Consider the following 12,868-nt stretch of genomic DNA (forward strand, 5'->3'; position numbering starts at 1 on the left):
GCAGTGGTCAGGAGACGCGGTGCCCGACCCGGTCCTTCGCGGTCGCGGGGCGGCGCAGGCCGGTGAAGATCCAGTTGAGCGGCGGCTCCATCAGCCACCGCATGGAACGGACGACCGGGGGCGTGCACAGCACCGTGCCGACGGCCAGCGCGATGGCGATCATGCCGAGCACTCCGGGCACGGTGCCCCACACCTCGAGGTCGTCGAAGCCGGTGAACTGCATCAGCCGGGTGAGGAACCCGTGCAGCAGGTACGCGTACAGGGTCATCGCGCCGAGGCCGGTGAACCAGGTGCGGCGGCGCGGCACCAGGGACAGGAAGGCGGCGATGAGGACGACGGCGGCGACCATCATGGCCAGCCGCATGCCGGTGCCCGTCAGGTTGCCCACGCCGAAGTCGGCGTGGTCGTGCTTCCAGTAGACCCAGTCGGAGTCCATGCGGTTCATCGCCGCGAACGCGACCGCCGCGCCGCCCGCCATCACCACGAGGCCCAGCACCCGCGCGCCGCGCCGCTTGACCAGATCGAAGTGCTCGGGCCGCAGCATCAGGCCGAGCACGTAGAACGGCAGCAGCCCGAGCGTGCGGTGCAGCTCCAACTGGCTGCCCAGATCGCCCATGTACGCCAGCAGCGAGACACCCACCGCCACCGCCAGCGGCCACCGGATCTGCTGCCAGACCGGCGTGGACAGCCGCCACAGGAACAGCGCCATCAGGAACCACGTGAGGAAGTACGGGTCCAGCAGGCTGATCTTCAGCTCGTTGTTGCCGACCTGCCAGTCGTAGACCGAGTAGGCCACCTCGAACACCACGTACGGCACGCCGAGCTGGACGATCAGCCGCCGCGCCTTGCCGGACCCGAAGGTGAAGCCCCGCGACAGATAGCCGGTGATCACGATGAACAGCGGCATGTGGAACATGTAGATCAGCAGGTACAGCCCCCGCGCCAGCGGCACGTCCCGCAGCGACGCGATGGCGTGCCCGACCACCACCAGCAGGATCGCCAGGAACTTGGCGTTGTCGAAGAACGGGTCACGTTCCCGACGCCGAGGGGCCTCCGACGCCGGGGTGCCGGGGGGCGTCTCGGCGGGGGCGTCCGACGTCGTCCTCGGGGCCGCACCGGCGGGGGTGTCCGAGGCGGAGGAACGCCAGAAGGGGAGCTGAATGATCTGGGTCATGGGTTCGGGTGTCCATGGTGGGGGTCACCCCGCGGTTGCGCGGAGTCAGGGGTTACGACCGTACAGGAGGAACGTTCCAGGGGTCCGGCCAAACGGGCAAGGCGGGCGCGGTCACGCCTTGCAGACGTCGTCGGTGGCCCTGACCTCGTTCTCTTGGGTGGGGATGCCGCTCTTGCGGGGCTTGAGCCCGGGGAAGTCGGTGCCCACCACCAGGTCCACGATGCCGGTCGTGGCCCCCTTGCCGCGCGCGGTCGGGCGGGGGATGTCGGGGATCACCGCGGCCAGGGCGGAGGCGTGGCGGTCGGCGCCCGGCCCGTACATCACCTTGGTCTTGTACCGGCCCTGGAGGTTGCCCACGCCGGCGACCTGGTAGCCCTGCGCCTGGAGCTGTTCGGCGACCCGGCCGGCCTGGCCCTGGATGCCGCTGGCGTTGTAGACCCGCACCCGCACGTCGCGCGGGGCGATCTTGGTGGCGGCGGGGTCGGGCTTCTTCTCGGCGATGCCCCGGTCGTTGCGGATCGCGGAGAAGAACTGGTCGGCGTCGGGCTGCTTGAGCGCCACCCGGTTGGGGTCGGGCGCGTACCACTCCCACGGCACGGTGACGAAGCGGAGCTTGCCGGCCGTCAGCCCCTGCATCCCTCGCGCGATCTTGGTCATCGCCCCGATGTCCAGGTCGTCGTCGGTGGTCAGCGACTTGGTGGCGGCGCTCAGCAGGGCGTTCAGCTTGACCGGGTTGCTGAGCACCCCGGCGCTCATCGCCTTCTTCGCCAGCGAGCCCATGAACTGCTGCTGCCGCTTGATCCGGTCGATGTCGGAGCCGTTGCCCAGGCCCTTGCGGGCGCGCACGAAGGCCAGCGCGGTCTCGCCCTTGATGGTGTGCCGGCCCTTGGAGAGCCGCAGCTTGGCCTGCCGGTCGTCGACGTCCCTGGGCAGACAGACCTCGACCCCGCCGACCGCCGAGGTGATGTTCTTGAACCCCGTGAAGTCGACCTGCAGGAAGTGGTCGATGTGGACGTTGGTGATGCCCTCGATGGTCTGGACGGTGCAGACCGCCCCGCCCCGGGTGAACGACTCGTTGATCATCGCCACCGAGGAGGCCGGGACCTTGCTCCCGTCCCGGGCGGTGCACGTGGGGATCGGCACCATGAGGTCGCGGGGGAAGCTGATGCCCATCGCCTGCTCGCCGCCGGGCGACAGGTGGAGCAGGATCATCGTGTCCGAGCGCGGCGGGTCGTTGCGCATCGTCTTGCCGTACTTGGCGTTGCCGCCCTCGCGGGTGTCGGAGCCCAGCAGCAGGATGTTCATCGCGTCGTTGAGCTTCTCGGGCCGGACCCCGTAGTCGAGGTTCTCCCGCGCGATGTTGCCGTTCAGCTTCCAGTAGTAGCCGTAGACGCCCAGGCTCGAGGCGACCAGCGCGACCGACAGTCCGATGGCGACCCAGCCCAGGACGCGCCAGCCGCGCCGCCGTACCGGCGGTTCGTCGGCGTCGTCGACGTACTCCATGTACATCGGGTTGCTGTTCATGGGCTCCTGCGGTCGTGCGCGGGACCCCGGTCGGGGGTCGGGTCGGTCGGGGTCAGATCACCAGCCGGCGCACGGAGCCTGGGGCACCGCCCCGGCCGCCCGCGCCGGCCACCGCTGTCACATGCTCCAAGGAGATTCGTCGATCAAGGGCGGCCTCGTCGAGATTTCGTTGGATTATGACGGAACCCCCGGCCGCCAAGGGGGCGAGCAGGCCGGCCAGCACACCGCCGAGCGTGGTGAAGGGCGCCGTCGTCAGCACCCGGCCGCCGGCCCCCAACCCCCATTCACCGGCGGCTTCGACGGCCCGACGGGTCAACTCCGCGGCAGTCGATGTGGCGAATGTCACGTGTGTCCCTTCGGTCCCTTGAGTCACTCGAAGCACCGGCGCGTCCGCGTCCACGGGAGCGTACGGCATGAACCGGTCCCCGTACCCCCGGACCTCGACGGCGTAGTCGAGCACCTCCGGCGGGTGATCGCCCAGCGGGCCGCCCAGCGCGTGCAGCGACAGCCCCACCACCTCGTCGGCGTTCGCGCCGTGCTCGTCGTACCAGCCGGGGGCGCTCAGCACGTCCTCGGCGACCACCAGGAGGTACGGGCCGTCCCCGTCGATCGCGACGTCAGGTTCGAGGGGCTCGGCCACCAGGCCTGCCGACCAGCACGCCATCAGCCACACGGCGGTCTGCCAGTGCGGCGGCAGCACCAGCACCACGCGGTCGCCGGGCTGCGCGCCCAGCCCGTCCACGAGCAGGTTCGCCGTCTTGGCGACCCAGTTGGCGAACGTCTTGGCCGACAACTCCACCCGTTCGCCGGCGGTGTCGTCGTAGAAGGTCACCAGCGGTCGCGACGGGTCCTCCGCCAGTCGCCGTGCCAGCAGTTCCGCGGGTCCGTTCTCAGCCATGTCGCAGAGCGTACGGCCCCACCCCTTGATCGGAGGCCCGGTACCCTGCGCAGGCAGTGGACGAACCTCAGCAGTTGAGTGCGCAACGGCCGTCGGGGTCGAGCGGGCGCGGTCCGGCGGAACGCAGGACCGCGACGCTGCGACTGCCGATGCCGTTCCCGAACGACGCGCGGTCCCGGGGCCTGTCGACGCGGGCGGGCCGGGTGCTGGCACGGCTCACCGTCGCGCCGGCGCTGCTGGTGGTGGCCTGGCTGGCGGTGTCGCTGCCGCTGCTGATGGGCGGCTGGTTCCGGCTCGGCCCGGCGCTCGCGCTGTTCGTCCCGGTCGCGTTCCTGACGCTCAAGGCGGGCTTCTGGGACCGGACGCGCCTGGAGCTGACCGCCGGGCTGCGCGGTCCCGTCTCGTGGTGGGCGACCGGCGGCGTGGTCGCCGTCGCGGTGGCGTTCGGCGCGCTGGAGCTCGCGATGGGCGCCGAACAGGTGATCGTGCGCCGCGACCCCGCCTCGTACGTGCAGTTCGCGACCTGGTTGAACGACCACGGCTCGCTGCCGGTCGACCCGATGCGCTGGGCGTTCGGCGGCGGCGACCCGGCGCTGAAGTTCGACGGCCCCGCGTTCTACGCCGAGGGCGGGCACATCTCGCCGCAGTTCATGGCGGGGCTGCCGATGATGCTGGCGCTCGGCGGCTGGATCGGCGGGACGCACGCCATGCTCGCCATCGGGCCGCTGCTGGGCGCGTGCGCGGTGCTGTCGTTCGGCGGGCTGACCGCGCGGCTGGTGGGTCCCCGCTGGGCCCCGTTGGGGGCGCTGGCGCTGGCGCTGATGCTGCCGATGCAGTGGCTCGCCCGCTCCACGTACAGCGAACTGCCCGCGCTGGTGCTGCTCTTCGGGGGGCTGAGCCTGCTCCAGGACGTTCGGGACCTGGAGTCGCCGGCGGCGCGGGTGCGGGCCTTCCTCGGCGGTCTGGCGCTGGGGCTCATCCTGCTGGTGCGCATCGACGGCATCCGCGACCTGCTGCCCGTCGTCGTGTTCGCCGGGCTGCTGGCCTCGCGCCGCCGTTCGACCGCGCCGCCGATGGTCGCCGGACTGGCCTTGGGCGCCGGCGCGGGCCTGCTGGAGGGGTACACCAAGTCGCGCCCGTACCTGAACTATCTGAGCGACTCGCTGCGCCCCGCGCTGCTGCTCGCCATGGTCGTGATCGCCGCCACCGCCCTGATGACGGCGGCGCTGCGCTGGCCTCCCTCGGGGACGCGGCTGGGCCGTCTCGGCGGGCGGCTCTCGTCCGGTCGTCTGCCCGACCTGGCGGCGCTGGGCGCGCTGCTGGTCGTCGTCGGCTTCGCGGTGCGCCCGCACCTCCAGACCGTGCGCCGCGCCCCGCGCACCGAGGAGGACCGGGTCAACGTCGAGTTCATCGAGCAGGTCCAACGGATCGGCCACCTCGCGATCGACGGCGAACGCCAATACTCCGAGCAGTCCCTCTACTGGGCCGTCTGGTACGTCGGGGTGCCGGTGGTGCTGCTCGCGACGCTGGGCGCGGCCCTGCTGGCGCGGCGGCTGCTCCAGCGTCGCAACGGCGAGTGGGTGCTGCCGTTCATGGTGATCGCGTGGACCACGGTGACGACCCTCTACCGGCCCGGCATCACCCCCGACCAGCCCTGGGCCTCCCGCCGGCTGGTCTCGATCGTCCTGCCGGGCATGCTGCTGCTCGCGCTGTACGGGCTCGCGTGGTCCATGCGCCGCCTCCGGGCCCATCCCCGATGGCGGCGGGCGGCGCTGCCGGTGGCCGTGGCGGGGGCGCTGGCCGTGGTGACGCCGATCACGGTGACATCCTGGCCGCTGATGTTCGAGCCCACCGAGCGGGGCGAGGTCGCCGCCGTGCGCACGCTCTGCCGCCAGATCGGCCCCGGCCGCTCGGTCGTCATCGTGAACGCGCCCGTCGCCGACAGCTTCGTGCCGGTGATCCGCAGCATGTGCGGGATCCCGGCGGCCGGGCTCGCGGCGGGCTCGGCCGACCGTGACGTGCGCCGCGTCGTCGACCGGATCCGGGACGTGAGCCGCCGCCCGGTGATCCTCGGCGCGAGCGCCCGGGAGGTCGACCGGCACGGGCCCCCCGAGCGGGTGTTCCGCCTGCGCACGCGCCAGGACGAACGGTCCCTCACGACCCCTCCGAACGGCACCTGGCCGCTCAACATCGAGCTCTGGATGTCCGAGCCGTCGCCCTGACCGTCCACACCGCCGCGTCAGGACGAGTATCCTCGGCCCGCGTGAGCACCGAGCCCCAATCCGACACCGAGTCCGTTCACGTGACGATCGTCCTGCCCTGTTACAACGAGCAGGACCACGTCATCGATGAGGTCGAGCGCATCTGCAAGGCCATGGACGCCAGCGGCCGGACCTACGAGCTGCTGGCCGTCGACGACCGCTCGACCGACGCCACCCTGGAACGGCTGGAGGAGGCGGCCCCCCGCTTCCCCAATATGCGGATCATGGCCTTCCAGCAGAACAGCGGCTCGGGCACGGTCCGTCGCATCGGCACCCAGCAGGCGCGCGGCGACATCGTCGTCTGGACCGACGCCGACATGACGTACCCGAACGAGCGGATCCCCGAGCTGGTCGAGATCCTCGACACCGAGCCCGCCGTGGACCAGGTGGTGGGGGCCCGGCTGAGCGAGGAGGGCACCCACAAGCTGCTGCGGGTCCCGGCCAAGTGGTTCATCCGCAAGGTGGCCGAGCGGCTCACCAACAGCAGGATCCCCGACCTGAACTCCGGGCTCCGGGCGTTCCGCCGCCAGGTGTCGCTGCCCTACCTGCGGCTGCTGCCCCCCGGCTTCTCCTGCGTGACGACCATCACCATCGCGTTCCTGTCGAACCAGCACCCCGTGAAGTACGTGCCGATCGACTACTACAAGCGGGCCGGCAAGTCGAAGTTCCACTTCACCAAGGACGCCTACCGCTACATCCTTCAGGTGCTGCGGATGGTGATGTACTTCAACCCGCTCAAGGTGCTGATGCCGCCGGCGCTGTGGCTGCTGGCCATCGGCCTGGGCAAGGGCGTCTTCGACATGGTGGTGCACTTCGGCTACTTCGCCAACAACACCGTCATGATCTTCATCACCGGGTTGCTGATCGCGTCGTTGGCCCTGCTGGCGGACCTGATCGTCCGTTCTCGGGGCGACACATGAGGATCGGCATCGTCGGCCCCGCCTTCCCCTACAAGGGCGGTGGCGCGCATCACACCACCGAGCTGGCGCACCGGCTGACGGCGGCCGGGCACGACGTGGTGGTCGAGTCGTGGAAGGCCCAGTACCCGGCCTTCCTCTATCCGGGTCAGCAGACCATCGACTCTCCGGAGGGGACGCCGTTCGAGGGCACCCGGCACGACCTGTCGTGGCGTCGTCCCGACGGCTGGTGGCTGACCGGACGCCGGTTGCGGTCGTGCGACCTGGTGGTGCCCGCCGTGCTCACGCCCGTTCAGGTCCCCTCGTACCTGGGCATCCTGCGGGGCCTCGGGGGGCGGGTCCCGGTGGTGGCGCTGTGCCACAACGTGCTGCCCCACGAGCGCAAGCCGTACGACGTGCCGCTGATGAAGGCGCTGCTCCGGCGGGTGGACGGCGTCCTGGTCCACTCCGATCAGCAGGCGTCGCTGGCGCGCGAACTGACCGGGCGTCCGGTGCGCGTCGCCGAGATGCCGCCGCACCTGCCCACGCCCGCCGTGTCCGGTGCCGTGTCGTCGGGTGTGCGTTCTCGTCTGCTGTTCTTCGGCATCGTCCGCCCGTACAAGGGGCTGGACGTTCTGCTGCGCGCGTTGGCCGCCGGGCCTCCGGAGGTCTCGCTGACGGTCGCGGGGGAGTTCTGGGGCGGCGTGGACGCGACCCGTTCCCTCATCACCTCGTTGGGCCTGGACGAGCGGGTGTCGCTGCGCCCCGGCTACGTTCCCGCCGCCGACGTCCCCGGGCTGTTCGCCGAGGCGGACGCGCTCGTCCTGCCGTACCGTTCGGCGACCGCCTCGCAGAACGTGTGGATGGCGTACGAGCACGGCGTCCCCGTCATCGCCACCCGTGTCGGGGGCTTTCCCGGCCAGGTTCGGGATGGTGTGGACGGGTTGCTGTGCGACGCCGACTCCGTGGAGTCGCTGACGCAGACGCTCAAGCGCTTCTACGCCCCCGGGGAGCCCGAACGCCTCCGCTCCGCCGTCCGCCCGGTCGACGACGCGCCCCTGTGGGCCGCGTACCTCGAACGTCTCCTGCCCGACGCCGGCTGATGACCTGGTCCTTCCCGGAGTCTCCGCGCACCGACGAGCACTTCGCCGCATCGGTCGGAGATGAACGCGCCGTCGCCGACGCCTGGCTCGATCACCACCGACGCGTTCTGCTGTGGAAATGCGGCGGCCTCACCGCCGAGCAGCTCAAGCTCCGCTGCGTCGAGCCGTCGAACCTGTCCCTGCTCGGGCTGCTCCGACACATGGCCGAGGTGGAACGGGACTGGTTCCGCAACCGATTCGCCGGACAGGACGTCGGCCACCTCTACTGCACCGACGCGAACATGAACGCCGAGTTCGACGACGTGGACGGGGCCGACACCGTGGCCGACCACGCCGTTTATCTGCGCGAGGTCGACCTGGCACGTCGTGCCGTCGCCGGTCGTTCCCTGGACGAGGTGTTCCTCGATCCGTACCGGAAGGTGGAGATGAGCCTTCGCTGGGTCTACTCCGTCATGATCCAGGAGTACGCCCGTCACAACGGGCACGCCGATCTGCTGCGCGAACGCATCGACGGCACGACCGGGCATTGAGCGAACGGCGCATCCGGCGCCTCGAATTTGTGCGATTACTGGCTAGTATCTTGTCGAGGGCGAGGAACCGGCGATCAGGGTGGGTGCGATGTCCGTCGATGAGGCCGTCGGGAAGAAGAGACGTCGCCGCTGGCGCGAGTTGCTCGTTCTCGCGGGGTTCGCCCTGGTCCTCACCATGATCGTGCGGACGTTCGTCGTCCAGCCGTTCTACATCCCGTCGGAGTCCATGGAGAACACGCTCCGGGTGGGCGACCGGGTCCTGGTCAACAAGTTCGTCTATCGCACGCGCGACGTGCAGCGGGGCGAGGTCGTCGTCTTCCACGGGGAGGACTCCTGGGACGCCGGGAAGCGCTCCGGGTCCAACCCCCTGATCGGCGCGGCCCGGGCCGTCGGCGGGCTCTTCGGGATCGCTCCGGGGAAGAAGGAGTACGTCAAGCGCGTCGTGGGCGCCGGCGGCGACTGGGTCAGGTGCTGCGACGCCCAAGGACGCATCACCGTCAACGGCGTGCCCGTGGACGAGCGCGACTACCTCTTCCGCGACCCGATCACCAACGAGCAGGACCGCCCCTCCGACCGGCCCTTCGAGGTGCTGGTCCCTCCCGGCTCCCTCTGGGTCATGGGCGACCACCGCTCCCAGTCCCGCGACTCGCGCGCCCACCGCGACGCCCCCGGCGGCGGCGTGATCCCGGAGAAGAACGTCGTCGGCCGCGCCTTCGTGATCATCTGGCCCCTCGACCGCGCGGGCAACCTGCCGGTCCCCGACCCCCTCCAGGCCCCGACCCTGCACGCCCCCTCGCCCACCCTGGGCCTGGCCGCCGCCCTGTCTTTGACCTTCCTCGGCCGTGGCGACCGCCTCTCCCTGCCCGGTCGCCCACCCGGCCGTCGCCGCCGCGCGCGCCGGGGTCGCATCAGGCGTTGATCAGGGCGCAGACCCACTTGCCGTGCGGCGGCGTCCGCACCGTCCAGCACCGACGACTCAACGCGAGAACGAGCGGAATGCCCCAACCCCCGTTCTCGTCGAAGTTCTCCTCGGACACGTCGAGCGTCTCCAGCGTGATCTCCACCCGCTTGAGCTCCGGCATCCGCTCGTCCTGATCCCACACCGCCAGCACGACACCCTCGGCCCGCCGATCGAGCCACACCCGCACCATGGCCCCTTTGGGCGAGACGGCGATGGCATTGCAGACCAGCTCATCGGCGATGAGCACGGCGTCCCCCACCGCGTGCGCCATTCCCATTTCGCGCAATCCCCGTCCCACGGCGTCCCGTACGACCCCGGCTGATGCTTTTGTGGCAAGAAACTCACGAAAGAGCCCCGTTGCCCGTACCGTACGCACTGTGACCACCCGCTTACGCGATCGTGTGACTGGGGCCACAGCATGGACAGGGCCTCGGTGGCGTCGCCATGAATATCGAGGCATCAGAGACAAGATCAAAACGGAAGGGACATCGGTGATTCGCAGGGAACTCCTCGACCCACGTGCGTCAATGTGGGACCTCCTCGCCTTCTACCTGCACTTTCTCCGTACGAGAGAGGGGCTGTCGTGCGCAGGAGTGGGGCAATGGACCAACAACGCTCGGCAGACTGTCTCTCACTGGGAATCGGGGCTGCTGAAGCCTCCGACACACGCGCTCGCGATCCTCGACGAGCGATACCGGACCGGCGGTCTGCTCGCCCTGATCCACCACCACGCCAAGCGCGGCCACGACCCGAACTGGTTTCGAACGGCCCTGGATCTCGAAGCGCGGGCAACGGAGGTCAACATCTGGGAGGTCACCTGGATGCCGGGCTGGTTCCAGACGGAGGGTTACGCCCGCGCGGTCTACGCCGCCGCGACCGACCCCCTCGAGAAGGAGGAGATCGACAAGCTGGTCGACATCAGAATGAGGCGTCAGGAAGCGGTCTCTCGCAAGCCCAAACCCCTGGTCAGGGCGTTCCTGGATCAGGGCGTCATCGACCAGCCCGTCGGAGGCCCGGTGGTCATGCGAGGTCAACTCGACCGCCTGGTCGAACTGGCACAACTACCTAATGTGGTGATCCGCGTGGTCCCGCGCAGTGTCGGCGCCCATGCGGGGCGGGACGGATCGTTCAAAATCATCGCTGCGGACCGAGCGACCTTCGCCTATGTCGAGGCGAGTGGGGGTGGTAGATTGGTGTCCGACTCGACCGAGATACGCACCTATCGGGCAAGGCTCGACCACATCGGGGACAGGGCACTGTCGGTCGATGAATCGATCACTTTGATCGAGAAGGCGAAGGCGGGATACTCGTGACCCCTGAGTGGCGAAAGAGCAGCCGAAGCGGAACCGGATCCGGCCAAGGCGGCCAGTCGGACTGCGTCGAAGTGGCCGATCTCCATCCCGCCATCGGTATCAGAGACTCCAAGAACCCGGACGTCTCCCCGCTGACCCTCCGGCGCACGGCGTTCGCCTCCCTGCTCGAAGGGATCAAGAACGGCTGAGCATGGCGTTCGCGTCGCTCGTTCGTGAGATCAAGGCGCAGTAGGCGTCGTTCTTCCCACCAGGCCCTCGCCCACCACTTCGCTGGGGAGGGCTTCTTGGTGTCCGCAGGCCCGGCCCGACTCGTCGCAGACCCGGCACAGCCAGGCGGCGTTCGCAGCGCCCGAGCCGCCGGCGGTCGGGTGGAGGACGATCCTCGGGGTAGAGGATTTGCTATACTCGCAGGGTGGACGAGTGGGAGATCCGCGTTACCGATGAGTTCCTGACTTGGGTCAACGCCCTAGAGGGCAAGTCCATGGCCCAAGTCGTCGATGCCATCGACCGGCTGGCGGAGGGTGGCCCGGGGTTGGGGCGACCGCTGGTCGATCGACTGGAGGGTTCTCAGATTCACAACCTCAAGGAGTTACGGCCCGGTTCGGCAGGCCGTTCGGAGATCAGAATCGTCTTCGTCTTCGATCCGTGGAGGTCGGCGATCCTGCTGGTTGGTGGGGACAAGTCAGGGGACTGGTCCGGTTGGTATAAGCAGGCCATCCCACGGGCCGAGGAACTGTACGCCGAGTACCTGAAGGAACGGGAAGAGGAGGAGGGGCGGCGATGACGCACTTTCCCAAGTGGAGCGACGTGCGGGCCGGAATCGTTGCCGACGCCGGTGGTGAGCAGGCGGTGGCCGAGGCCCGCAAGCGCAACCAGGCGTACATCGACGGTCACCGGCTCGCCGAGCGCCGTCGCGGTCTGGGCCTGACTCAGGCCGAAGCGGCCGAACGCATGGGTGTCACCAAGGGACGCGTCTCCCAGATCGAACGCGGCGAGGTCTCCACCGTGGAAGCCATCGCCCGCTACGTCCAAGCCCTCGGGGGTCACCTCCAGATCTCCGCCGTCTTCGGCGACGATCTGTACATCCTGCGCGGAACCGACACCGACGCGGCCTGACGGGCAAGGGGCGGGGCACCCGCAACGGCGGGTCCTCGGGCCATGCGGATCGCGTCGAGGTGGCAGACCTCCGTGACGTCATCGGAATTCGTGACTCGAAGAGTTGAGACGTCGCGCCGCGGGAGGGCCTCGGGCGAGGCTCGCGTCCTGATCCACGTGGTCAGGAACGGCTGAGCGCAGCGTTCGTTCGCGAGATTCGGACGCGGTGGCGGCCGTTCGCGCCCGTCAGGTCCTCGGCCGGTGCACGCACTGGCCGGAACAGGCGGTGGCGGGCGATGTTCGGCTAGTCACCGGGCTGATAGGCGGCGGGGCGCGGTTCCTTGGGTCGGTACGGGGCGCCGGCGGGCGGGGCCCCGTACGCTGCTCGGACGTCGAACCCCGGGAAGCCGTATATGCGCTGTCACTACAGCATCAGCAAGTCTCTCGCCGGACCGCCGGAAACGGCCTTCGGTCTGCTCGCCGACGTCGATCGGTGGTCGTCGTGGGCCAAGCCGCTGATCTTCACGTCCCGTTGGGACGGGCGCGGCGGTGGCGCGCCGGGAGGCGTCGGTGCCGTGCGCGTGACCGGGATCTGGCCGTTCCTGATCCGGGAGGAGATCACCGATCTGCAGCCGCCGCATCGGATGTCCTACCGCTACGTCGGCCGGCTGATCCCCGTGTGGAACTACCACGCCACGGTGTCGCTGACCCCCGGCCCCGAGGGCGGCACCGATGTCCGTTGGACGGCCTCCGGGACCACCATCCCTCCCGTCATGTGGATCGTCCGCCTGACGGTGGTGACCCTCCTGTGGTTGCTCGCCCGCGCCTGCCGGACCCGCCACCAGCCGGTGCCATCCTGACGACGGTCGCCCACGAAGGGCATCGGGCGCGCCGAGGGGGAAGGCCGAACGCATGGGCGTCGCCAAGGGCCGAGCCCGTGACGGTGTCGAGCAGGTGGGCGGCCTGCTGCGGCGGGAGTCCTTCGGCCACGGTGACGGTGCCGCCGATGCCGCCGAGGGCGGACTCGGACGACGCGGCGGGGATGCCGTCGGGCACGGCGGCGCTGACGCCGTCGCGGTAGGCGACGGTGCCGAGGACGGCGACGCCCATCGC

The 12,868-nt window shown here is 69.9% G+C and carries 14 protein-coding genes; 10 read left to right on the forward strand and 4 right to left on the reverse strand.

The window, feature by feature from the left end; genetic code table 11:
* Positions 1-7: 7 nt before the first annotated feature.
* From DFJ69_RS19075 to DFJ69_RS19085, 3 genes are all read right to left on the reverse strand, one after another.
* Positions 8-1,174 (reverse strand): acyltransferase family protein, encoded by a 1,167-nt coding sequence (locus tag DFJ69_RS19075; RefSeq protein ID WP_116023853.1) that lies wholly within the window; start codon positions 1,172-1,174, stop codon positions 8-10.
* A 111-nt stretch (positions 1,175-1,285) separates the two neighbouring features.
* The gene (locus tag DFJ69_RS19080) at positions 1,286-2,698 is read right to left on the reverse strand and encodes an LCP family protein (protein WP_116023854.1); all 1,413 of its coding nucleotides are present in this window, start codon (positions 2,696-2,698) and stop codon (positions 1,286-1,288) included.
* Between the two features lie 52 nt (positions 2,699-2,750).
* Entirely contained in the window at positions 2,751-3,596 is an 846-nt protein-coding gene (locus DFJ69_RS19085) for a TIGR03089 family protein (protein WP_116023855.1), read from the reverse strand.
* A gap of 74 nt (positions 3,597-3,670) precedes the next feature.
* On the opposite strand from DFJ69_RS19085, the gene DFJ69_RS19090 reads away from it, so the two are divergent.
* The 5 genes from DFJ69_RS19090 (at position 3,671) to lepB (ending at position 9,305) form a co-directional block, all read left to right on the forward strand.
* Positions 3,671-5,818 (forward strand): hypothetical protein, encoded by a 2,148-nt coding sequence (locus tag DFJ69_RS19090; protein WP_245974457.1) that lies wholly within the window; start codon positions 3,671-3,673, stop codon positions 5,816-5,818.
* 41 nt (positions 5,819-5,859) lie between these two features.
* Positions 5,860-6,777: a glycosyltransferase family 2 protein gene (locus tag DFJ69_RS19095; protein ID WP_211328659.1), complete on the forward strand. Its 918-nt coding sequence runs from the start codon at positions 5,860-5,862 to the stop codon at positions 6,775-6,777.
* Positions 6,774-7,856 (forward strand): glycosyltransferase family 4 protein, encoded by a 1,083-nt coding sequence (locus tag DFJ69_RS19100; RefSeq protein WP_116023858.1) that lies wholly within the window; start codon positions 6,774-6,776, stop codon positions 7,854-7,856. Before DFJ69_RS19095 ends, DFJ69_RS19100 begins: the two co-directional genes overlap by 4 nt.
* A complete protein-coding gene (locus tag DFJ69_RS19105) occupies positions 7,856-8,386 on the forward strand; it encodes a DinB family protein (RefSeq protein WP_116023859.1) in 531 nt (176 codons plus the stop codon). Before DFJ69_RS19100 ends, DFJ69_RS19105 begins: the two co-directional genes overlap by 1 nt.
* Before the next feature lie 88 nt (positions 8,387-8,474).
* Positions 8,475-9,305 carry a signal peptidase I gene (lepB, locus tag DFJ69_RS19110; protein WP_116023860.1) on the forward strand — a complete coding sequence of 277 codons (831 nt, stop codon included), beginning with the start codon at positions 8,475-8,477 and terminating at the stop codon, positions 9,303-9,305.
* Here the strand turns inward: lepB and DFJ69_RS36350 are convergent.
* Positions 9,295-9,807, reverse strand: a complete 513-nt coding sequence (locus DFJ69_RS36350) for an ATP-binding protein (RefSeq protein ID WP_342769869.1) — start codon at positions 9,805-9,807, stop codon at positions 9,295-9,297. The genes lepB and DFJ69_RS36350 overlap by 11 nt on opposite strands.
* Before the next feature lie 67 nt (positions 9,808-9,874).
* Here DFJ69_RS36350 and DFJ69_RS19120 point away from each other — a divergent pair, with 67 nt between their 5' ends.
* The 5 genes from DFJ69_RS19120 (at position 9,875) to DFJ69_RS19140 (ending at position 12,615) form a co-directional block, all read left to right on the forward strand.
* Positions 9,875-10,660, forward strand: coding sequence for a Scr1 family TA system antitoxin-like transcriptional regulator (locus DFJ69_RS19120; protein WP_116023862.1), 786 nt, complete (start codon positions 9,875-9,877; stop codon positions 10,658-10,660).
* Positions 10,657-10,848, forward strand: coding sequence for a DUF397 domain-containing protein (locus DFJ69_RS19125; RefSeq protein WP_116023863.1), 192 nt, complete (start codon positions 10,657-10,659; stop codon positions 10,846-10,848). Before DFJ69_RS19120 ends, DFJ69_RS19125 begins: the two co-directional genes overlap by 4 nt.
* A gap of 224 nt (positions 10,849-11,072) precedes the next feature.
* Positions 11,073-11,444, forward strand: coding sequence for a type II toxin-antitoxin system RelE/ParE family toxin (locus DFJ69_RS19130; RefSeq protein WP_116023864.1), 372 nt, complete (start codon positions 11,073-11,075; stop codon positions 11,442-11,444).
* The gene (locus tag DFJ69_RS19135) at positions 11,441-11,776 is read left to right on the forward strand and encodes a helix-turn-helix domain-containing protein (RefSeq protein WP_116023865.1); all 336 of its coding nucleotides are present in this window, start codon (positions 11,441-11,443) and stop codon (positions 11,774-11,776) included. Before DFJ69_RS19130 ends, DFJ69_RS19135 begins: the two co-directional genes overlap by 4 nt.
* A gap of 392 nt (positions 11,777-12,168) precedes the next feature.
* On the forward strand, positions 12,169-12,615 hold the full coding sequence (locus DFJ69_RS19140) for an SRPBCC family protein (protein WP_116023866.1): 447 nt from the start codon (positions 12,169-12,171) through the stop codon (positions 12,613-12,615).
* Positions 12,616-12,868 lie beyond the last annotated feature (253 nt).

Origin of the sequence: Thermomonospora umbrina, assembly GCF_003386555.1 — a bacterium.
GTDB lineage: Bacteria > Actinomycetota > Actinomycetes > Streptosporangiales > Streptosporangiaceae > Thermomonospora > Thermomonospora umbrina.

Excerpts from the sequence above, each read along its gene's own strand:
- DFJ69_RS19140 (WP_116023866.1), top strand. The coding sequence starts at position 12,169 with ATGCGCTGTCACTACAGCATCAGCAAGTCTCTCGCCGGACCGCCGGAA.
- DFJ69_RS19120 (WP_116023862.1), top strand. The coding sequence starts at position 9,875 with ATGTGGGACCTCCTCGCCTTCTACCTGCACTTTCTCCGTACGAGAGAG.
- DFJ69_RS19075 (WP_116023853.1), bottom strand. The coding sequence starts at position 1,174 with ATGACCCAGATCATTCAGCTCCCCTTCTGGCGTTCCTCCGCCTCGGAC.
- DFJ69_RS19105 (WP_116023859.1), top strand. The coding sequence starts at position 7,856 with ATGACCTGGTCCTTCCCGGAGTCTCCGCGCACCGACGAGCACTTCGCC.
- DFJ69_RS19085 (WP_116023855.1), bottom strand. The coding sequence starts at position 3,596 with ATGGCTGAGAACGGACCCGCGGAACTGCTGGCACGGCGACTGGCGGAG.
- DFJ69_RS36350 (WP_342769869.1), bottom strand. The coding sequence starts at position 9,807 with ATGCCTCGATATTCATGGCGACGCCACCGAGGCCCTGTCCATGCTGTG.
- DFJ69_RS19135 (WP_116023865.1), top strand. The coding sequence starts at position 11,441 with ATGACGCACTTTCCCAAGTGGAGCGACGTGCGGGCCGGAATCGTTGCC.
- DFJ69_RS19100 (WP_116023858.1), top strand. The coding sequence starts at position 6,774 with ATGAGGATCGGCATCGTCGGCCCCGCCTTCCCCTACAAGGGCGGTGGC.
- lepB (WP_116023860.1), top strand. The coding sequence starts at position 8,475 with ATGTCCGTCGATGAGGCCGTCGGGAAGAAGAGACGTCGCCGCTGGCGC.
- DFJ69_RS19080 (WP_116023854.1), bottom strand. The coding sequence starts at position 2,698 with ATGAACAGCAACCCGATGTACATGGAGTACGTCGACGACGCCGACGAA.